The sequence below is a fragment of the Pseudomonas sp. B21-056 genome (assembly GCF_026016325.1).
Classification (GTDB): Bacteria; Pseudomonadota; Gammaproteobacteria; order Pseudomonadales; family Pseudomonadaceae; genus Aquipseudomonas.
In genome coordinates this window covers 6,058,817-6,078,998 of sequence record NZ_CP087203.1, presented here as the reverse complement: position 1 = coordinate 6,078,998, position 20,182 = coordinate 6,058,817, and the positions used below count along the sequence as shown (strand labels likewise).

The window sequence follows — 20,182 nt, the reverse complement described above, 5'->3', positions numbered from 1 at the left end:
CCTGCTCGCGATAGCGGTGGGACAGTCGAAGAATATGCCACGCCATCCCTCATTTCTTCAGCGTGTCATGCGCCTCCAATGCCCGCAGCGAGTAGATGTACGCCGCGCCAGCATTCAATGAAACAGCCGTGGCCAGGGTCGCGGCGATTTCTTCGCGGGTGGCGCCGGCCTTGATGGCGGCGTCGGTGTGCACGCCGATGCAACCGTCGCAGCGGGTGGTGATCGCCACAGCGATGGAGATCAGCTCCCGGGTCTTGGCATCGAGCACATTGTTCTCGGCCGCGGCTTCATCCAGGGCCATGTAGGCCTTGACCATTTTCGGGTTGCTCTTGCCCAGGGCACCGAAGGCGCTCTTGATGGTGGGCAGCAGTTCGGACCAGTTGTTGAACATCGCATTGACTCCATTGAGGGTGGACGGGGAACCCCCTGTAGTCTTGACCAACAATGACGATCAAGCCTGCCGGTGACGGAAAAAACCTACCTCGCCCGACTCAGGGCGCTGTCCTGGCCGGCAACAGCTTCAGGGTGTCATGGGTGTTGGCGGTCACTTCTTCCTCGGCCAGGTGCGCCTGGTGATACAGGCCCTCGATGTAGGCTTCGGCCTGATCGGCGTAATACTTGTCGAACGGTACGCCGCTCTGGCCGACGGGGTTGATGGTGAGGCTGTGGGTCGGGTCGGCGAAATCGATGATGCGTCGCGTGGACGGGCCGTAGGTGACCGGCCAGGGCGCCGGGCCGATCCTGGCCGAGAGGTTGTTGGGCACTTCATGGGTACCGGGCGCGGCGAACGGGCCGACGTTGAAGATCCGGTCCAACGGCTTCTGCATGCCCAATGGATGTCCGTGGGTGAGGGTATGGGCGTTGCCCCATTGCCATTGCGTGGCGTCGTCACCGAAGGTGGCCTTCAGGTGCGCCAGGCTTTTGCTCCAGGCCGCCTTCACGATGTCGGCACGGGCCTCCTTGCCCAGGGTCGTGCGATCGTCCCACCATGGCGAGTCCGCCGAGGCGGCCAGGCGCGGCAGCGCGGCGTCGATCACGCGGGTCGACAATGCGGTTTCAAAAAAACCGTCTCCCAGTTCATCGTGCAGGGCGGCATCAGCCAGGTTGAACAGGAACTGGTTGAACAGCGTGGCGCTGATGGAATCCAGCGGGTAATCGCCCGGCCATTGCGCCAGTTGTTCCACCCACTTGCGTTCCTGCGGATCGCTGACCACTTCCCTCAACACCGGCAGCAAGGGCGCCAGCAAGCGCGGCCCATAGCCGGTGGTGGTGCCCAGTTGCAGCTGGCGGGTGGCTTCGATGTCCCACTTCGTCTGTTTGTCGCTGAGCTGCAGATTGAGTTGCTGCCCGCGGTCGGCGAGGTTGTAGTAGCCCGGGACCTCGATGCCGCTGGGGGAAACCGGCTGGAAATTCGCCGAAACGATATAGCCACGGGCCGGGTTCTCTTCCTGGGGATTGTTGCTGAAGGGGTAGAAGCCCTCCTTTTCCGCCTCCGGGCTGCTGCCATCGAGCAGGAAGCCGGGTTTCACTCCCGCCGGCCGCTTGGGCAGTTGGGCGGCGGCCCACCAGCCGATATCGCCCTTGGCATTGGCCCAGACCACATTCAGCCCCGGCGCATGGATCTTGGCTGACGCTCCGCGCGCCTTGACCAGTGTGTCGGCACGGTTGAGCTGGTAGAAGGCCTCGAGGATCGGATTGCGGCTTTCCAGGAACCCCCACCACATGGCGATCGGCGTGTTGCCGGCATTGGCCCCGAGCAGATCATTGACGATCGGGCCGTGGGGCGACTGGCGCAGCACCAGCGTCACCGGGGCCTGGCCTTTCACCGCGATCTGTTGTTCGCTACGGGTCATGTCCACCCACTGGTCGCGATACCAGACCTGTTCGGGGTTGTCCGGGTTGATCTTCTCGGCAATCAGGTCCAGGTCGTCGTTCTGGAACATGGTGACGCTCCAGCCGAAATCCTTGTTCATGCCCAGGGTCGCAAACGGCAACAATGCCTGGTAGTGCCCGTAGAGTTCGAAGCCCGGCGCCGAAAGGTGTGCCTCATACCACACCGAGGGTGTGGAGAAGCGGATGTGCGGGTCACCCGCCAACAAAGGTTTGCCGCTGCGGGTATGGCTGCCGGCAACGGCCCAGGCATTGCTGCCTTCGAATTGCGGCAGGCCGCTTCCGACCAGGGCCTGTTCGCTCAAGCGGGCCAAGGCATCGAGGCCTTTCCAGTCGGCGTCGGCCAGTGGCAGGGCGGATTTGCGGTGCTCGCCCAGCACGCCCTTGGGTTGCCAGTCGAGGTCGAAAATATTCAGGTAGTCAGCGCCCAGTTGATCGCGCACATAGGTCAGCAGCGGTTCGGTACGAAAGGCGGCGGCGAAACTGTAGGCCATGTAGCCGGTAATGCTCACCGTGTCTTCAACGGTGAACGGGCGCTTGGGAATCCCCAGGACATCGAACTCCAGCGGCCGGGCGTGGCTGTCCTGGTAGCGGTTGATGCCGTCGAGATAAGCCTGCATCGCGATCCAGGCCGGGGACTGCGGGTCCTGTTCCGCCACATAACGGGCGGCGCGCTCGCGGATACGCAGGCTGCGCATCAGCTTATCGGTGTCGAGCAGTTTCGGCCCCAGCACCTCGGCCAGCTCACCACGGGCGAGGCGGCGCATGACCTCCATCTGGAACAACCGGTCCTGGGCATGGACGTAACCAAGCGCACGGTACAGGTCGGTTTCGTTCTCGGCACGGATATGCGGCACGCCGCGTTCGTCGTAGCGCACGGTCACCGAGCCTTGCAGCCCCTGCAACTGCACCGTGCCCTGGCGGGTGGGCTGCTTGCTGTAGAGGTAACCGCCGGTGACGATGAGGGCGGTGACGACCAATGACAGAAAGGCAATGAGGCTGCGTTTCATGGTGCTCCCTTATTCGGATGGTGCGTCCTTGCTCCATGGACAATAACAGCCCACCGCCAGTGTGTGGGTCGCATTGACTGCGCGACCAACGTTCAAGGCCTCGAGGATCGGCTCGATGAAGCTGTTGTTCGAATTACAGGTCAAGCCTTCGCTGTAGGGACCGAAGTAAGCCAGTTTGCCAGTTCGATTCCAGATCGCCACGGCGGGGCTGGCGGGAATCTGCTCCGAACCGGGCAGCGCCGAAAGTGGCTTGAGGCTGCTCAGCGTGGTCGGTAGATGGCCTTGAGTGCCGCTTTTCTGTACCGAATAAAACTCGACACCTTGCGCAGCGTACTTATCGACCAGTTCGGACAGGTGCTGCTGATTGCCGACGTTGCACGGACAGGCAGGGTCCCAGAAGTGCACCAGCCGGATCGGGCCCGGCCCGGCCAGCTCGGGCGGCAGGCGCAAAGGGTCGCCGGAAAACACTGCCGTGTGTTGGCTGAATGCTCGCAGGAAACGTCCCTGGAACCAGTCGTAGGCGACCCACAACACGACGGCGCACCCAAGGGCAAGCAGACTGGCAAGCAGAGTAGGGCGGTGGGACGGGCGCATGGATTCATCCTCTGAAGCCGCGTAGCTTGCCATGCCTGTCGCGACAGATGAATATCGCAGGTCTACAAAGTCTGTTTCGCGCTTTTGCGCATCTGCCTGGGAATATTGATGCCTGCCACTTTCGACCCCGATGACCTGCGCGCCAGCCTGCAACCCTTGGCCCAGTGGCAACCGCTATCGGCGCAGGCGCAGGCCTACCAACACTTCTATGGGTTGGATTTTCCCCAGCGGACCTTGCGCAAGGGGCTTGGGCGTTTCGAGATCGACGGGTATGAGGTGGTCGGCCAGGTCTGGTGGCCGGAAAAAGCCGTGGCGACGTTATTCGTGTTCCATGGATATTACGACCACATGGGGCTTTACCGGCACTTGATCGAATGGGGGCTCGAGCAGCAGTTCGCGGTGATTGCCTGCGACCTGCCGGGCCACGGACTGTCCAGCGGCGAGCGCGCCAGCATCGGCGATTTCGCCGAGTATCAGGCCACGTTGCAGGGCCTGTTGGCCGAGGCCGGGAAGCTGGACCTGCCGCAGCCCTGGCATCTCTGCGGGCAAAGCACCGGTGGCGCAATCGTGGTCGATCATGTGCTCAACCAGGGGGCAAACAGCCCGGCCCAGGGCCAGGTCATCCTGTTGTCCCCCTTGGTGCGCCCTCGGGCCTGGGGCTGGTCACGGTTGAGTTATTACCTGCTCAAGCCTTTCGTGACCGGTATCGCCCGGCGCTTCAGCGAAAACTCCACCGACCCGCAGTTCCTGCCGTTCCTGCAAGCCGACCCGCTGCAACCGCTACGCCTGCCTACCGCCTGGGTGGGCGCGTTGGGGCGTTGGATCAAGCGTATCGAAGCCGCCCCGAACAGCCCGCGCCGGCCCTTGATCGTGCAGGGCCAGGCGGACATGACGGTGGATTGGCAACATAACCTGCAAGTGTTGCAGGGCAAATTCGACCGGCCCCAGGTGTTGATGCTGCCCGAGGGCCGCCATCACCTGGCGAATGAAGTGCTGGCGATGCGGGAGGAGATGTTCGGGTTTCTGACCAAGCGGATGAGCCGGATCCGGCGGTGACTTCAAGGGCCCTATCGCGAGCAGGCTCGCTCCCACAGGGTGTTGAGTGAGCCTGGATTTCGCGAACGCCGAAGGTCCAATGTGGGAGCGAGCCTGCTCGCGATGGCGGCATCTCAGACGCTGAAGTTTCTATTGTCCGAGACTCTGCCCCACCGCCAACCCCGCCCGGATCGCCGCCAGGGCCGCCTGGTAATAGGCCCGGCCCTCGGCCGATTCGGCAAAGGTGGAGAACTCCTCCAGCTCGGCATCCGTGAGGTCACGGTAGACGTACAGCAGTGTGTTGTTCAGGTCAGCGCCGATCTGATCCATTAGCCGCTGGCGCTGGCCGTTCAGCATGCCCTGGGCCTGGCCGCCGCCGAGCAGGCCGGGGATCATCGAACTCAGGCTGTCGGCCGCCACGCCGGCGATGGCCAGGCTCACTTCGGCGCCGGCCTCGCGGGCGGGCAGGGCCTGGGCCAGGTGGCCGATGATCAGCAGGCGGTTGTCGCTGGCCGGCATCTTGGGCAGGCCCTTGGCGTTCTTTGCCAATTGGTCGCGACGGGTCGCCAACAGCTCGGCGGCCACGACCTTGCGGCCCAGGGGCGACTGGAAAAACGCCAGGGCCGGGCTTGGATCACGAAGATTGCGGCGCATCTGCGCCTCGGCCCGCTGGTCCATGGCCTGGGGGGCGAAGCGCTGGTTGCTGTTGTTCACCAGTGCCTGGAACACCGCCGGTGGCAGGCTGTTCTGGTAACGCTGCTGCGCGGAGCTCAAGGCATCGTTGAAATGCGCGCGCTGTTCCGGCCAGCCGGCGACCTTGTATAACTGGTCATAGCTGTCTGCCCAGGCGGGCAAAACGCAGAACATCAACAGTGAGAAAAGCAAACGGCGCATAGGGACTCCTGTCAGCAGCCGACTATTCTCCGTGGGGTGTGGGAACTTGTCGAGAATTCGTATCAAGTTCGTACGGCGGTGCCACTTGGCGCGGCCAACCCGCTGCGTGGCGCTGTCGGTTTTGCAGGCACAGGAATACTATGCGCGCCATGCAAATACCTTCTGATCACCCGTTGCTGTTACGTATCGTCGACGACCTGGCCGAGCGCGGCTGGTCGCAGCAGAACATCTTCCTGCCGGATACGCTGACCCGTGCCCTGGCGGCCGAGTGTCGCCAGCGTGCCGCCGAAGGCGAACTGGCCCCGGCCGCAGTCGGGCGCGGCGTGTCTTCGGAGATCCGCGAAGGCATACGGGGTGATCGCATCCAATGGATCGAACCCGGCCAGGCCGAAGCCTGCGACCGTTACCTGGGGCTGATGGACAGCCTGCGCGAGGCGCTGAACCGTGGGCTCTTCCTGGGCCTGGAGGATTTCGAAAGCCACTTCGCCCTGTACCCGCCCGGCGCGTTCTACCTCAAGCATGTCGACCGCTTTCGCGATGACGACCGGCGCATGGTGTCGACGGTGCTCTACCTCAATGACGCCTGGTTGCCGGAGCATGGCGGGCAGTTGCGCATGTACCTGGACGACGGCGTGGAACATGACGTGGTGCCCACTGGCGGCTGCCTGGTGGTGTTCCTGTCGGGGAATATCCCCCATGAGGTCCTGCCGGCCACGCGGGATCGCCTGTCCTTGACCGGCTGGTTCCGGCGCCGTGGCAACGAGTTGTTTTGAGCATGGAAAAGATCCTGGTCAGTCGTTGCCTGCTTGGACATCGCGTGCGTTACGACGCGGGGACGAGCGGACCGTTCGAGCAACTCCAGCAGTGGGTCGGCGAAGGCCGCGTCGTGCCGCTGTGCCCGGAAGTTGCCGGCGGCTTGCCCACGCCTCGGGCGGCGGCGGAAATTCCCGGTGGGCAGGGCGCACAGGTGCTCGATGGCCAGGCGGCAGTGATGACCACCGAGGGCGAGGACGTGAGTGCGCAGTTCCTGTCGGGCGCGTACCAGGCCCTGGAACTGGTGCGTGAACATGGCATCCGAATCGCCGTGCTCAAGGCCAACAGCCCGTCCTGCGGCAATCTGCTGACTTATGATGGGACGTTCGGCGGCGTGAAGGTCCAGGGCGAAGGCGTGACGGCGGCGTTGCTCAAGCGCCATGGGGTGCGGGTATTCAGTGAGTTGGAGTTGGTTGAGGCTGCGGCGGCGCTCAAGGCTTTGATCAACTGTTGATCTGCCTGACACAACCGCTTTTGTGGCGAGGGGATTTATCCCCGTTGGGGTGCGCAGCGCCCCCAAAAGGATTGACGCGGTCTACCTGACACACCGCGGTGTCAGGTTTTAGGGGTGCTGCGCACCCCCAACGGGGATAAATCCCCTCGCCACAGGATCGTGTCGCCTATAACTGTGCGGCCAACTGCTCGATCTGCTCCTGCCGCTCGGCCTGGCTCAATCTCGGGTGGGCATTGAGCGAGGACCACTGCGGATACGCCCGGGCCTTGTTCAACGCTTCTGGCAGTTTGCCCTCGCGCCAGCCCTTGTCCTGGGGCGTGTCGATCCTGATGCTGTCCAGCGCCGCATGGCCGCGCTGGTTGAGGGCTTGCAGCAGCTGCCGTTGGCGCAGGGCCAGCAGGCGCAGCACGCTGTCGTCCACCGTCAGTTCCCGCTGGCCCTTGAGTTTGCCCATCAACCGGTTGCCATAGCTGCGGGCGGTTTGCAGGGCGCCGCCGGCAATCGCGCCGGCCAGGGCCGCGGCGCCGAGGGTCAGGCCGCCCACCAGCAAATCCACGCCGGCTCCGGCCGCCGCGCCGGCTGCGATGCCGCCGCCGACCCGGACGCCCAGTTGCTTGAGGGTTTCAGGATTGAACAGGTCATCGCCCCAGCGTCCATCGAGCAGCGGTAGATCACTGGCCGCGGCGTCCTGTGGACGGAAGGCATAGAGCTTGAGCAAGGCCTCGACGCAGCGCTGTTCCCGCTGGCGTACTGCGTTGCGCAGTTCGCTGATGGCCTGGCGCTCCAGTTCGGCGTCGCTGGTCACGCTGCGTCGGCAGGCGGCGCAGTCGATCAGCAACTCGGCGATCAAGCGCGCTGCGCTCTGCTGGCGAGCCAGGCGCTGGGCCTGTTGATCGGCGATCAACCGTTCCAGTTGGCCACGAGCGTTTTCCAGCAACAGTGCAAGGCTTTCATACAGGCGCCGCTCACCATCCTCGGGCGGCGCGACGCTGTCGAAACGCACCAGGGCGTGCAGCCCCAAGCGGGCCAGGGCTTCACGCCAATCGGCTTCGCGGTGCTGGGCACTGCTGACGAAATTCAGCACCGGTAGCAGCGGTTTGCCGCAACTGGCGAGGACCTCCAGTTCATCGCGGTACTTGGCCAGCACCGGCTCCCGGGCATCAATCACGTAGAGCCCGGCATCGCTGGCAAGCAGTTGCCGCAGCACTTTGGCTTCCTGCTCGAAGCGTTGTCGCGCCTCGCTGCCCTCCAGGAAGCGGGCCAGGCGCGCCGGGCCGTCCAGGCGTTCACCCGGACGTTCCAGGCGTTCGAGGTAATCGAGCAGCGCGATGGCGTCCTCCAGGCCCGGCGTGTCGTACAGCTCCAGCAGCGCCTCGCCGTCCACCGACAAGCGCGCCCCCTCGACGTGTCGGGTGGTGCTCGGGCGATGGGACACTTCGCCAAAGCCGACGTCCCGGGTCAGGGTGCGCAGCAGTGAAGTCTTGCCGACGTTGGTGTGGCCGACCACGGCCAGTTTCAGCGGCTTCATGGGCTCAGTCATGGCCGGTCTCCAGCCAGTTCAAGGGCGCACAGTCGGCGAAGGGCAACTGCAACTGTTGCAATGCGTTGTGCCAGTCGCCCAGGCGTTCGGCGTCCAGGGCCTCGCCGGGGGGCGCCTGCAACAGCCAGACGCGGGTAGCACTGGCACTGCGGGCCAGTTCGGCGATCAACGCCAGGCTGCCGCGGTCCGGTGAGCGCCGCGGGTCGCAGGCAATCGCCAGGCGCTCCGGCGGAAAGCGCGACAGTTGCTCGAGCAGTTTGTGGCGTGATTCGCGGCTGTCGAGGATGCCGGCGTTCTTCACCGAGTCCGGTAGCTTCGGCGGCCAGGGGCGATCGTCCAGTTCGATCGCCACCAGCAGCGCACCCGCGCTGTCCATCGTCGCGACAGAACGCTCGATCTGATGCAACTGCCCGGGCGCGGCGTCGTTGACCCCCAGCCGCTCACTGCTGGGCATCAGGCGTTCGCGCAGTTGCGCGTAGCCCGGCAGGTTCAAGTCCAGGCGCAGGGTCGCGCGGCCACGCCGCCAACGCCACAGGCACAGCAGAGCCAGGCCCAGGCGCGGCAGCACGCCGTACACCAGTACCACGCCCACCAGCCACGTGGCCCAGGCCTGGCGAGCGCTTTCGATGTTCAGGGCGCCGTCGCCGCTGGCACGGATCATCTCGACGGTCGGGACACTGAAACCCAACAACGCCGGCAGCGCGCCAAGGGCGCGGGTCAGGGTGACAAAGGTTTCGCCACCGAGAAGGGTGGTTTCCCAGACAAAGCCATAGCGTCGGGTCGCCATCAGCAGCAATACGATGACCAGCGCGCTGAGCATCGCCAACAGCCACACAGCGTTGACCAGCATGCCGAGGGCCCAGCGATTGAGCTTGTGTCGTTGCAGCAACAGCAGCAGGGCCGGCGCCAGTTGGGCGGCCTTGGCATCGCGAGCAAGTTTTTCGCTGAGCCACAGCCACAGGCGTCCCAGTGTCGCGCCTTGTTCCCCGGCGAATAACAGTCCCAGCGCCCAACCGATGAGCAGGATCAGGTTCAGCCCCAACAGACTGCCCAGGGCCCAGAACACGTTGACGGGGGGCTGGCCGTCACCCAGTGCGGCAAACCCCAGGCCCGCGCCGCTGACGATGGCGAACACAGCCAGTACGATCAGCGCCAGGCGTGCCCCTTGCAGCCAGTGGCGCAGGGCTTCGATAAGACCGTCGCGCTCGGCCAGCCGGTAGGCACGATGCTGGATGCGAGTCGATAGATCGCCGCCCGCCGCACGGGCCAGGCGATTGGCTTCCTGGTCTTGGAGGGGGCCTGCGTGTTCTTCACGCAGGCGTACCGTCTCGGTCAGCCAGAGGGTCTGCAGTTCAGTCAGGGGAGCAGTCACGGGCGCTTCCGTTGCAAATGAGGGTTGAGGATAACCGCTGTGGCGCCTGTCGGGGTACGTTGAGCCTCTGCTATCCTCGGCGCCATGAAAAAAACTCTCCCCTTAAGCCTGATCGCAGCCCTCGGTGAAAACCGTGTGATCGGCGTCGACAACAGCATGCCCTGGCACTTGCCGGGGGATTTCAAGTACTTCAAGGCCACCACCCTGGGCAAGCCGATCATCATGGGTCGCAAGACCTGGGATTCCCTCGGCCGGCCGCTGCCGGGGCGCCTGAACATCGTGGTCAGCCGCCAGCCGGGCCTGGTGCTCGAAGGCGCGGAAGTGTTTTCCTCGCTGGAGGCCGCGGTGGAACGGGCCGAGGCGTGGGCGTTGGCGCAGGGTGTCGATGAGCTGATGTTGATCGGCGGTGCCCAGTTGTATGCCCAGGCACTGGATCAGGCGGATCGCTTGTACCTGACCCGTGTGGCGCTGAGCCCGGATGGCGATGCGTGGTTTCCGGAGTTTGATTCGAGCAGGTGGGAACTGGTGTCGAACCAGCCAAACCCGGCGGAGGGGGATAAGCCGGCTTACAGTTTTGAGGTGTGGGAAAAGCTTTAAAAGCATCGCGAGCAGGCTCGCTCCCACAAGGGATCTTTGTTAGTCGCAGATCCATGTGGGAGCGAGCCTGCTCGCGAAGCGATCTACCAGGCGCCGCCGTCAAGCGTGCACCAACTCTCCATGCTCCTCGGCATCCAGCAAGGCCCTGTCGGTCTGCTGCATCACCTGGCTGGTCACCGCCCCGGCGGTGATCGAACCGCTGACGTTCAACGCCGTGCGGCCCATGTCGATCAGCGGCTCGACGGAAATCAGCAGCGCCACCAGCGAAACCGGCAAGCCCATGGCCGGCAGCACGATCAACGCGGCGAACGTCGCGCCACCACCGACGCCGGCCACACCGGCCGAGCTCAAGGTCACGATGGCAACCAATGTTGCGATCCACACCGGATCCAGCGGGTTGATGCCCACCGTCGGCGCAACCATCACGGCCAGCATGGCGGGGTAGAGGCCGGCACAACCGTTCTGGCCGATGGTCGCGCCGAACGAGGCACTGAAGCTGGCAATGGAGCGCGGAATACCAAGGCGACGGGTCTGGGCTTCGATGCTCAGGGGAATGGTTGCGGCGCTGGAGCGGCTGGTGAAGGCAAAGGTCAGCACTGGCCAGATCTTGCGGAAGAAGCGCAATGGGTTGATCCCGGCGGCGGAAACCAGCAGGCCGTGGACCACGAACATCAGGCCCAGCCCCAGGTACGACACCACCACGAAACTGCCCAGCTTGATGATGTCCTGCAGGTTGGAGCCGGCTACCACCTTGGTCATCAACGCCAGCACACCATACGGGGTCAGCTTCATCACCAGGCGCACCAGACGGGTGACCCAGCTTTGCAGGGTGTCGATGGCGTTGATCACTTTCTGACCTTTCTCGGCGTCATCCTTGAGCAGTTGCAGCGCCGCGACACCCAGGAAGGCCGCGAAAATCACCACGCTGATGATCGAGGTCGGCTTGGCCCGGGCCAGGTCGGCAAAGGGGTTCTGCGGAATGAACGAGAGCAGCAGTTGCGGGATGTTCAGGTCGGCGACCTTGCCGGCGTAATCGCTCTGGATCACTTGCAGGCGCGCCAGTTCCTGGGTGCCGGCCACCAGGCCTTCGGCAGTGAGGCCGAACAGGTTGGTCAGGCCAATACCGATCAGGGCCGCGATGGCAGTGGTGAACAGCAGCGTGCCGATGGTCAGGAAACTGATCTTGCCCAGGGACGAGGCGTTATGCAGACGGGCCACGGCGCTGAGAATCGAGGCGAAGACCAGCGGGATCACGATCATTTGCAGCAACTGCACGTAACCGTTGCCCACCAGGTCGAACCAGCCGATGGAGGCTTTGAGCACCGGGCTGCCGGCGCCATGGATCGTGTGCAGGGCTATCCCGAAGCCCACACCCAGCATCAGCGCCAGCAGCACTTTTTTCGCCAGGCTCCAGTTGCGGTGACGGGTTTGCGCCAGACCGAACAGCAAGGCGAAGAACACCAGCAGATTGAGGATCAGCGGCAGATTCATCAAAAGAGCTCCGTTAAGACTTGCCAGTCGCTTGAAGCCGCGACTGCGGGCAGGGAAGCCTAACAGTCTGATAACTAATGAATTAATACTAAAAAGGTATGTTGAATGTCGTTTATGGAATAAGGACTTGGCGTTTGCAGGTACGTCGCTGGCGTTATCAAGACGCAAGCGGTCGCGGACAGGCGAGGACTGTCACAAGCATTTGCTAGCGTCGGACTCTTTGAACCTGGGAGAAATGCCGATGAAGCTCGTACCTCGTTTTCTCGCTGTCGCCTTGAGCCTTGGTCTCGCCGGCCAGGCACTTGCCACCGAACTCAAGCACTGGCCGGCGGAACAGGCCAAGGCGCTGGATGCGATGATCGCGGCCAATGCCAACAAGGGTAACTTCGCGGTGTTCGACATGGACAACACCAGTTACCGCTATGACCTTGAAGAGTCGTTGCTGCCGTTCATGGAGAACAAGGGCCTCATCACCCGCGAATCCCTGGATCCCTCCCTGAAGCTGATTCCATTCAAGGACACGGCCGATCACAAGGAAAGCCTGTTCAGTTACTACTATCGCCTCTGCGAAGTCGACGACATGGTCTGCTACCCATGGGTGGCCCAGGTGTTCTCCGGCTTCACGCTCAAGGAACTCAAGGGCTACGTCGACGAGCTGATGGCGTCCGGCAAGCCGGTTCCGACCACGTATTACGACGGCGACAAGGTGGTCAACTACAACGTCAACCCGCCGAAAGTCTTCACCGGCCAGGCCGAGCTGTACAACAAGCTGATGGAAAACGGCATCGAGGTCTATGTCATGACTGCGGCGTCGGAAGAGCTGGTGCGCATGGTCGCGGCCGATCCGAAATACGGCTACAACCTCAAGCCGCAGAACGTCATCGGTGTGACCACGCTGCTCAAGGATCGCAAGACGGGCGAGCTGACCACCGCTCGCAAGCAGATCACCGCCGGCAAGTATGACGAGAAGGCCAACCTGGACCTGGAATACACGCCTTACCTGTGGACCCCGGCGACCTGGATGGCCGGCAAGCATGCGGCGATCCTGACGTACATCGATGAGTGGAAAAAACCGGTCCTGGTGGGCGGCGACACACCGAGCAGCGACGGCTACATGCTGTTCCACGATGTGGATGTGGCCAAGGGCGGTATCCACCTGTGGGTCAACCGCAAGGACAAGTACATGACCCAGATCAACGGCATGATGGCCAAGCACGCTGCCGCCCAGGCCAAGGAAGGGCTGCCGGTGACGGCGGACAAGAACTGGGTGATCGTGAAGCCTGAGGACATTCAGTAACCCGGGTTTTTGGCAGCTCCACAGTATCCCTGTGGGAGCGAGCCTGCTCGCGATAGCGGTGTGTCAGGTACATTGATGTAACTCATTTACCGCCATCGCGAGCAGGCTCGCTCCCACAGTTGATCACCATTTATCACGGGATATCAGGCAAAAAAATGCCCCGCACTTGGCGGGGCATTTTTATTGCGGCGCTGAAGGCTTACAGCCCGTCCAGCATCGCCTTGTTACGCACCGCGCCCTTGTCGGCGCTGGTGGCGAGCAGGGCGTAGGCCTTGAGTGCGGTGGTCACTTTCCGTGGACGCACTTCCACTGGTTTCCAGCCTTTCCTGTCCTGTTCGACGCGGCGCGCGGCCAGTTCTTCATCGCTGATCAACAGGTTGATCGAGCGGTTCGGAATGTCGATCAGCACTTTGTCACCGTCGCGCACCAGGCCGATGGCGCCGCCAGCGGCGGCTTCAGGCGAAGCATGGCCGATGGACAGGCCCGAGGTGCCGCCGGAGAAACGGCCGTCGGTCAGCAGGGCGCAGGCTTTGCCCAGGCCCTTGGACTTCAGGTAGGAGGTCGGGTAGAGCATTTCCTGCATGCCCGGGCCACCTTTCGGGCCTTCGTAGCGGATGATCACGATATCGCCGGCCTTCACTTCGTCGGCGAGGATCCCGCGCACGGCGCTGTCCTGGCTTTCGAAGATCTTGGCGTTGCCCTCGAACACATGGATCGATTCATCGACGCCGGCGGTTTTTACCACGCAGCCGTCCAGGGCGATGTTGCCGTACAACACGGCCAGGCCGCCTTCCTTGGAGTAGGCGTGTTCGACGCTGCGGATGCAGCCGTTTTCACGGTCGTCGTCCAGGGTTTCCCAGCGAGTCGACTGGCTGAACGCGGTTTGCGTCGGAATGCCCGCCGGACCGGCCTTGAAGAAGTGGTGCACGGCCTCGTCGGTGGTCTGGGTGATGTCCCACTTGGCGATGGCGTCGGCCATGGTCTTGCTGTGCACGGTCGGCAGGTCGGTGTGCAGCAGACCGCCCCGGGCCAGGGAGCCGAGGATGCTGAAGATGCCGCCGGCGCGGTGCACATCTTCCATGTGGTACTTCTGGATGTTCGGCGCGACCTTGCACAGCTGCGGTACGTGACGGGACAGGCGGTCGATGTCGCGCAGGTCGAAATCGATCTCGGCTTCCTGGGCGGCGGCCAGCAGGTGCAGGATGGTGTTGGTGGAACCGCCCATGGCGATGTCCAGGGTCATGGCGTTTTCGAACGCCTTGAAGTTGGCGATGTTGCGCGGCAACACCGACTCGTCGTTCTCGCCGTAGTAGCGCTTGCACAGCTCGACGATGGTCCGGCCGGCCTGCAAAAACAGCTGTTCGCGGTCACTGTGGGTAGCCAGGGTCGAACCGTTGCCCGGCAGGGCCAGGCCCAGGGCTTCGGTCAGGCAGTTCATCGAGTTGGCGGTGAACATGCCGGAGCACGAACCGCAGGTCGGGCAGGCGCTGCGCTCGTACTCGGCGACCTTCTCATCGGAAGCGCTGGAGTCGGCGGCGATGACCATGGCATCCACCAGGTCCAGGCCGTGGCTGGCGAGCTTGGTCTTGCCGGCTTCCATCGGGCCGCCGGACACGAAGATCACCGGGATGTTCAGGCGCAGGGCCGCCATGAGCATGCCAGGGGTGATCTTGTCGCAGTTGGAAATGCACACGATGGCGTCGGCGCAGTGGGCGTTGACCATGTATTCGACGGAGTCGGCGATGATCTCCCGGCTCGGCAGCGAATAGAGCATGCCGTCGTGGCCCATGGCGATGCCGTCGTCCACGGCGATGGTGTTGAATTCCTTGGCCACACCGCCGGCGCGTTCGATCTCGCGGGCAACCAGTTGGCCCAGGTCCTTGAGATGGACGTGGCCGGGTACGAACTGAGTAAAGGAGTTGGCAATGGCGATGATCGGCTTCTTGAAGTCGTCATCCTTCATCCCCGTGGCGCGCCACAATGCACGGGCACCGGCCATGTTGCGGCCGTGGGTGGATGTTTTCGAACGGTAATCGGGCATGGAGCACTCCGGGCGGCTAATCAGGTACTAACCAGGTATCAAGGGGAAAGTGAGCTTCTGTAGACCTCTGGGACACCGGGTTTGGCCGTGTGTCCGGAAGTGGCCGATATGACGGTGCAGGATCGCTGCGCGCCTCAGCATGAGCTCATAAACCCGCCGGGGGATGAATGGCGATGAATGTCGCGATTCTACACCGCTGGCGCCAGGATGAAATGACGCAAAGCGCTGATCGGAGGCCAATGTCGTGCTCGGGATGACGACCGGCGGCGCTCAACCGGTCAATAGCCCTCGGTGACGATGCCGGATCAGGCCATTGAGCACCAACCCCGTGAGGCTGAGCAGTACCAGGCACAACGCCAGGGTGGTTTGCAGGGCAAGCGGGGTGAGGCTGATCGCGGCGCTGGTCAGCCCGCCGACAATGAAGATCAACACGCTGCCGGCCGACGCGGACGTACCGGCTTGCTCGGGAAACAGATTCATGGCCCGGGTGTGGGCCGCCGCCCGGGCGATGGTGGTTCCGGCGGTGCAGACGATCATGGGTAGCAGGACGGTGGTGACCGACAACCCGAGATGGCTGGAAAGCCCGAACATCAGGACGCCCGCCAGCAGGATCAGACCCAGGCCGGTGATGATCTGCGTCTGTGAGTCGATCCGGTTGCTCAGCACCGTTGCCAACGCTCCGCCGCCGATGTAGGCCAGCCCGTAACCCAGCAGCGCCAGGGAAAAAGCCTCGGGCGAGAGCTGTAGCTGGTCGATGAACACCAGTGGCGAAATGACGATGAATGAAAAGTGGCAGGAAAAAGCCAATGCCGAGGTCAGCCAGTAGGCCATGAAGCTGAAGTCGCTGCATACCGTTCGATAGGCGCCGATGAAGTCCAGGCGCCTGGAGTTGCTGCTCGCCATGGAGCGGCTTAATAAAAGCCAGGCGCTTGCGAATACGCCGATTGCCAGGGCAATGAACACCAGGAAGCTGCCGCGCCACCCCATCCAGTGCTGCAGTCCGGTACCGGCCAGGGGCGAAACGGAAATGAAAATACCGCCGCAGGTGACCAGGAAGATACGCAGCCGCTGCTGCTCCAGGCCGGTAAACAGATCCTGGATCAATGCCTGGGACAGCACGAAACAGCCGCACCCCAGCGCCTGGACGACACGGAAGAACAGAAAGACTCCATAGTCGTCGGCGAGTATGCAACCCGTGGCGCCGATGGCTGAAACGGTGATCCCGATCAGCAGCAGGTTTTTCCGCCCCATGGTGTCGGAGAGTGGGCCGACCAGCAGTTGCGAAAGGGCGATGCCTATCGCGAACAGACTGACCGACAGGGCGATGTCGGACGATGGACGCCCAAAGTGTTCGGACAATGCCGGGAACGAGGGCAGTACGACGTCGATCGGAAACACGCCGAGCAGGGTCAACGTCAGCAACAAGCCGACGGCGGCGGGTTTGTGGGGGCCTGGAGGGCCTTTGAAATCAGCCATTGATAAACCCTGCTTGGGTGAAAAGCTGTCGGTTGTGTTCGTTGTCGAAGAACCCCGCCTTCTGCATGGCCGCGAAGGTCGAAACCGCCCCTGAACGTACTCGTCGGCCATGGGCGTCCGGTTGCAGGAAATCGGCAACGATCTGCAGAGCGGAGGGTTCGTTGAAGCCGACGCTGGCGAGGCTACGCATCAGCCAGGGCATATCCGGCTCGAAATAGAGGCCGATGATCTGCAGTAGCAGCCTGGCGGCCTGGTCGCGTTGGGTCACGTCCAGGGCGGTCCACAGGTACTGGAATACTTCGCTGAAGTAGCGGCTGTGGCGTGCCTCGTCCTCGAGATGACTCCTGAGCATCCGGTACACGGTGCACACCAGGGTGTCGCGGGTAATCGCCAGCAACTCCTTGGCGATGATCGTCTCGGAGACGAACCCCAGCAGAAACCACGCCAGGGGCCGATCCGCGGGGGCGACGGTATCGATCATGCCCAGCAGCCGCTGGATGCGCCTGGGTGTTGGCCTTTCGCTGATCCCGTAGAGAGCTGCGACCTGTTCGGCCACTTCATTGGAAAAAAGAGCGTGATAGCCCTCGTCGGTGTAGAGCTGCAGGGCCGCGGTTTTCATCGGCTGGGGGATCGGCAGGGCCAGTTCGCCATGGACGATGGTTTCCACGGCGCGATTGACGATCCGGTGTTCGAGCAACGTGGTGTAGTCGAGGAAATGCACCAGGTGGTTGGCCGCCAGGCGCTGGGCAATGGAGCGGCCCGCCTCGCAGATCAACGGATGTTCGATATAGGGAATGAAAGCCGACGGAAACCAGTCACGACTGTAGAGCTGCCGTTCCAGGTCGTCGGGCAGGCGATAGTCGTCTTTACGAATGCGCACGGCGGCCTTGTTATCCCAGTCGCCCAGCGTGTAGCGAGGTGTCTGGTTGGCGGTTGAAGGGGTCATGACGCGATCTCCTGTCGGTCGATCAACGCCATCAGTTCCTTGCAGTGCACCTGCCCGTCACCATGACCGCAGCCGACAAAAAACAACGGTTGCTCGCAAGTGCCTTCAAGGCCAAGCAGGTGTTCGACTTCACGGTCGGCCAGTGCTCCGGTCAGCCAGGTATCGAGGCCCAATGCAGTAGCAACCATCAGGAAGGCCTGGGACACATGGCCTGTTTCGACGAAAGCCATCCGGTAGGCGCGAGAGTGCTGGTATTTCCACCACAGCTTGTCGAAGCGTGAGGTGAGGAACAGCCCGAACGGCAGCGGATTGATGAAGTGCTGACCGCACAATAGATGGCCCAGGGGTTCATCGGGCAGGGGGCGGATCAGGCTCAAGGCATGTGCGTCCGGATGATAGGCGTAGATGCCGGGTGCCAGGCCGGTCACGTGGCGTACGTACAGATAACCCTCGCAGGCATTCAGGCCGCCGCCCGAGGGGCTGCTGCGCCTGGCGTCCAGCGCATCGGGACCGCACGCCTCCCGGGCACCCCGGCGTTCGTTCAGGTAACCCAGGGTCAGGTACAGGAGCGTGCCGACCTGTTCGATCGAGACGGCGTGTTCGCCGAATGAGCGGGAGGTGCTTCGACCGACCAGTGTCTGCGCCAGCGAAACATCCCGTATGTCGGCCAGCGTACAGGGAGCCAGGACGATCCGGCCGACGGGATACGTTTTTGTCTGGGGGGAAGGTGCCGGTGACGACAGTACTTCGTTGCAATGTTGCAGATACAGGGTCGCCCATTCATCTACATTCCGGGGCACCTCGGCACAAGGAATGTTCTTTGTGCCGATATGAAATATCCTGGATAACTCATCCCAGTTCCACTCGATGGGCTTTCTCGGTTCTTCAGTGAATATTTCTGTGTTCAAGAAATCGGCATCGATAGGGTTGTGAATATCGAACTGCAAGGGGTTGGCTACAAGTTGCGCCAATCGCGTCGAGTAATGAAGATCGAGTTCGAATTGGGTGTGACGCTCGTAGTTCCATACAACTTGGTGCGGCGGGCGCGCAAGAATAAAAAGGCACGGGTTTATATGCATGCAGAAAGATTCCGCTGAGGAAAATCGTTCGGATGGGGCTGAGGCGCCGGCACTCCTCAGCCCATCGTTTACTTCAAGCGTTTACTGGCTTAGCGGCTCTTTGGAACAATCAGGCCCGCCAGGTTTGCGATTTTGTCAGCTTCCAGATTGATTGCTTTCATGATGCAGCTCCTTTGCGTTGAATAAGTGTTGTGTTTTTAATATCTGTCACTTCTGAAGTGACTGTTCAATCATAGTTTTTAATGAATGCTTGGCAAGAGGAGATTGAGTAGGAAAGCTCCAGTAATAATGTGGGAGGGGTCTTACAAAAGATTGCGGGCGTCGGTATTAACTTCAGTGCAGGGTAACTTTTCAGACGCAAAAAAATCGCAGCCGAAGCTGCGATTGGGGTGTGGCTGGATACCGCCGCGAGGTTTAGCTGTTGGGCAGCAACCGGCAGGTGATGCTCTTGATGTAGCGGGTCTCGGGGATGGCCGGGTGAACCGGATGGTCCGGCCCCTGGCCGCCGCGTTCAAGCAATTGAATGTTGCGGTCCAGGTGACGGGCGCTGGTCAGCAGGATGTTCTGCAGGTCGTCTTCGGGCAGGTGCATCGAGCACGAAGCGCTGACCAGGATGCCGTCCTTGGTGAGCAGGCGCATGGCCTGTTCGTTGAGGCGGCGATAGGCGCCTTCTCCATTCTTGAGGTCTTTCTTGCGCTTGATGAAGGCAGGCGGGTCAGCCACGATCACGTCGAAACGCTCTTCGCTGGCCTTGAGTTCCTTCAGGGCTTCGAACACGTCGCCTTCGATGCAGGTCAGCTTATCGGCAAAGCCGTTCAGCGCAGCGTTGCGTTCGACGCCGTCGAGGGCGAAGGCCGAGGCGTCGACGCAGAAGACTTCGCTGGCGCCGAATGCCGCGGCTTGCACGCCCCAGCCGCCGATGTAGCTGAACAGGTCCAGTACGCGCTTGCCCTTGGCGTAGGGAGCCAGGCGTGCGCGGTTCATGCGGTGGTCGTAGAACCAGCCGGTCTTCTGGCCTTCCATGACCGGTGCTTCGAATTTCACCCCGTTCTCTTCCAGGGCAACCCATTCCGGCACCAGGCCGAACACGGTTTCGACGTAGCGCTCCAGGCCTTCGGCGTCGCGGGCGGCGGAGTCGTTCTTGAACAGAATGCCGCTGGGCTTGAGCACCTGGGTCAGGGCGGCGATCACGTCGTCCTTGTGGGCTTCCATGGTAGCGGAGGCGATCTGCACCACCAGGATGTCGCCAAAACGGTCGACCACCAGGCCCGGCAACAGGTCGGAGTCGCCGTAGACCAGCCGATAGAACGGCTTGTCGAACAGCCGCTCGCGCAAGGACAGCGCTACGTTGAGGCGATGCACCAGCAAGGATTTGTCCAGCGGCAGCTTCGCGTCACGGGACAGCAGGCGGGCGCAGATCAGGTTGTTGGGGCTCATCGCGACGATGCCCAGCGGCTTGCCGCCGGCGGCTTCGAGGAGCGCCTGGTCGCCAGCCTTGAAACCGTGCAGCGGGGTGGCGGCCACGTCGATTTCGTTACTGTAGACCCACAGGTGACCGGCGCGCAGGCGACGGTCGGCGTTGGCTTTGAGGCGCAGGCTGGGCAGGGACATGACGTCGCTCCGAAAAAAAGAGCGGGAGTATACCGTGTTGAG

General features: G+C 62.7%; 17 protein-coding genes. 5 read left to right on the top strand and 12 right to left on the bottom strand.

Features of this window, described 5'->3' with window-relative positions; genetic code table 11:
* Positions 1-49: 49 nt before the first annotated feature.
* The 3 genes from LOY67_RS26665 to LOY67_RS26655 all read right to left on the bottom strand — a co-directional run bounded on the left by LOY67_RS26665 (position 50) and on the right by LOY67_RS26655 (position 3,494).
* Positions 50-391: a carboxymuconolactone decarboxylase family protein gene (locus LOY67_RS26665; RefSeq protein WP_024780471.1), complete on the bottom strand. Its 342-nt coding sequence runs from the start codon at positions 389-391 to the stop codon at positions 50-52.
* Between the two features lie 100 nt (positions 392-491).
* The gene (locus LOY67_RS26660) at positions 492-2,900 is read right to left on the bottom strand and encodes a penicillin acylase family protein (RefSeq protein WP_265065127.1); all 2,409 of its coding nucleotides are present in this window, start codon (positions 2,898-2,900) and stop codon (positions 492-494) included.
* A gap of 9 nt (positions 2,901-2,909) precedes the next feature.
* The gene (locus LOY67_RS26655; RefSeq protein ID WP_265065126.1) at positions 2,910-3,494 is read right to left on the bottom strand and encodes a DUF6436 domain-containing protein; all 585 of its coding nucleotides are present in this window, start codon (positions 3,492-3,494) and stop codon (positions 2,910-2,912) included.
* A 108-nt stretch (positions 3,495-3,602) separates the two neighbouring features.
* Here LOY67_RS26655 and LOY67_RS26650 point away from each other — a divergent pair, with 108 nt between their 5' ends.
* A complete protein-coding gene (locus LOY67_RS26650) occupies positions 3,603-4,550 on the top strand; it encodes an alpha/beta hydrolase (RefSeq protein ID WP_265065125.1) in 948 nt (315 codons plus the stop codon).
* 129 nt (positions 4,551-4,679) lie between these two features.
* Here the strand turns inward: LOY67_RS26650 and LOY67_RS26645 are convergent, their stop codons facing one another.
* Positions 4,680-5,423, bottom strand: coding sequence for a DUF2059 domain-containing protein (locus LOY67_RS26645; RefSeq protein WP_265065124.1), 744 nt, complete (start codon positions 5,421-5,423; stop codon positions 4,680-4,682).
* 140 nt (positions 5,424-5,563) lie between these two features.
* Between LOY67_RS26645 and LOY67_RS26640 the strand changes: the two genes are divergently transcribed.
* Both LOY67_RS26640 and LOY67_RS26635 read left to right on the top strand, forming a co-directional pair.
* A complete protein-coding gene (locus LOY67_RS26640; RefSeq protein WP_265065123.1) occupies positions 5,564-6,196 on the top strand; it encodes a 2OG-Fe(II) oxygenase in 633 nt (210 codons plus the stop codon).
* Positions 6,197-6,198: 2 nt separating this feature from the next.
* A complete protein-coding gene (locus LOY67_RS26635) occupies positions 6,199-6,690 on the top strand; it encodes a DUF523 domain-containing protein (protein ID WP_265065122.1) in 492 nt (163 codons plus the stop codon).
* A 166-nt stretch (positions 6,691-6,856) separates the two neighbouring features.
* Here LOY67_RS26635 and LOY67_RS26630 read toward each other — a convergent pair whose 3' ends face one another.
* Together LOY67_RS26630 and LOY67_RS26625 are read right to left on the bottom strand one after the other, a co-directional pair.
* Positions 6,857-8,230 carry a GTPase/DUF3482 domain-containing protein gene (locus LOY67_RS26630; protein WP_265065121.1) on the bottom strand — a complete coding sequence of 458 codons (1,374 nt, stop codon included), beginning with the start codon at positions 8,228-8,230 and terminating at the stop codon, positions 6,857-6,859.
* Positions 8,223-9,590 (bottom strand): DUF2868 domain-containing protein, encoded by a 1,368-nt coding sequence (locus LOY67_RS26625; protein ID WP_413776233.1) that lies wholly within the window; start codon positions 9,588-9,590, stop codon positions 8,223-8,225. The genes LOY67_RS26630 and LOY67_RS26625 overlap by 8 nt, the downstream gene beginning before the upstream one ends.
* A gap of 96 nt (positions 9,591-9,686) precedes the next feature.
* Here LOY67_RS26625 and LOY67_RS26620 point away from each other — a divergent pair, with 96 nt between their 5' ends.
* Positions 9,687-10,199 (top strand): dihydrofolate reductase, encoded by a 513-nt coding sequence (locus LOY67_RS26620; RefSeq protein ID WP_265065119.1) that lies wholly within the window; start codon positions 9,687-9,689, stop codon positions 10,197-10,199.
* Positions 10,200-10,298: 99 nt separating this feature from the next.
* Here the strand turns inward: LOY67_RS26620 and LOY67_RS26615 are convergent, their stop codons facing one another.
* Positions 10,299-11,690: an L-cystine transporter gene (locus LOY67_RS26615; RefSeq protein WP_265065118.1), complete on the bottom strand. Its 1,392-nt coding sequence runs from the start codon at positions 11,688-11,690 to the stop codon at positions 10,299-10,301.
* 241 nt (positions 11,691-11,931) lie between these two features.
* Here LOY67_RS26615 and LOY67_RS26610 point away from each other — a divergent pair, with 241 nt between their 5' ends.
* Positions 11,932-12,987 carry a phosphorylcholine phosphatase gene (locus LOY67_RS26610; RefSeq protein WP_024780461.1) on the top strand — a complete coding sequence of 352 codons (1,056 nt, stop codon included), beginning with the start codon at positions 11,932-11,934 and terminating at the stop codon, positions 12,985-12,987.
* Between the two features lie 199 nt (positions 12,988-13,186).
* Here LOY67_RS26610 and ilvD read toward each other — a convergent pair whose 3' ends face one another.
* From ilvD to LOY67_RS26585, 5 genes are all read right to left on the bottom strand, one after another.
* Positions 13,187-15,028 carry a dihydroxy-acid dehydratase gene (ilvD, locus tag LOY67_RS26605; RefSeq protein ID WP_265065117.1) on the bottom strand — a complete coding sequence of 614 codons (1,842 nt, stop codon included), beginning with the start codon at positions 15,026-15,028 and terminating at the stop codon, positions 13,187-13,189.
* Between the two features lie 270 nt (positions 15,029-15,298).
* Positions 15,299-16,504 (bottom strand): MFS transporter, encoded by a 1,206-nt coding sequence (locus tag LOY67_RS26600; RefSeq protein WP_265065116.1) that lies wholly within the window; start codon positions 16,502-16,504, stop codon positions 15,299-15,301.
* A complete protein-coding gene (locus LOY67_RS26595; RefSeq protein WP_265065115.1) occupies positions 16,497-17,450 on the bottom strand; it encodes a diiron oxygenase in 954 nt (317 codons plus the stop codon). Before LOY67_RS26595 ends, LOY67_RS26600 begins: the two co-directional genes overlap by 8 nt.
* Positions 17,447-18,529, bottom strand: coding sequence for a SagB family peptide dehydrogenase (locus tag LOY67_RS26590; RefSeq protein ID WP_265065114.1), 1,083 nt, complete (start codon positions 18,527-18,529; stop codon positions 17,447-17,449). The genes LOY67_RS26595 and LOY67_RS26590 overlap by 4 nt, the downstream gene beginning before the upstream one ends.
* A gap of 414 nt (positions 18,530-18,943) precedes the next feature.
* The gene (locus LOY67_RS26585; RefSeq protein ID WP_265065113.1) at positions 18,944-20,140 is read right to left on the bottom strand and encodes a class I SAM-dependent rRNA methyltransferase; all 1,197 of its coding nucleotides are present in this window, start codon (positions 20,138-20,140) and stop codon (positions 18,944-18,946) included.
* Positions 20,141-20,182: the final 42 nt, after the last annotated feature.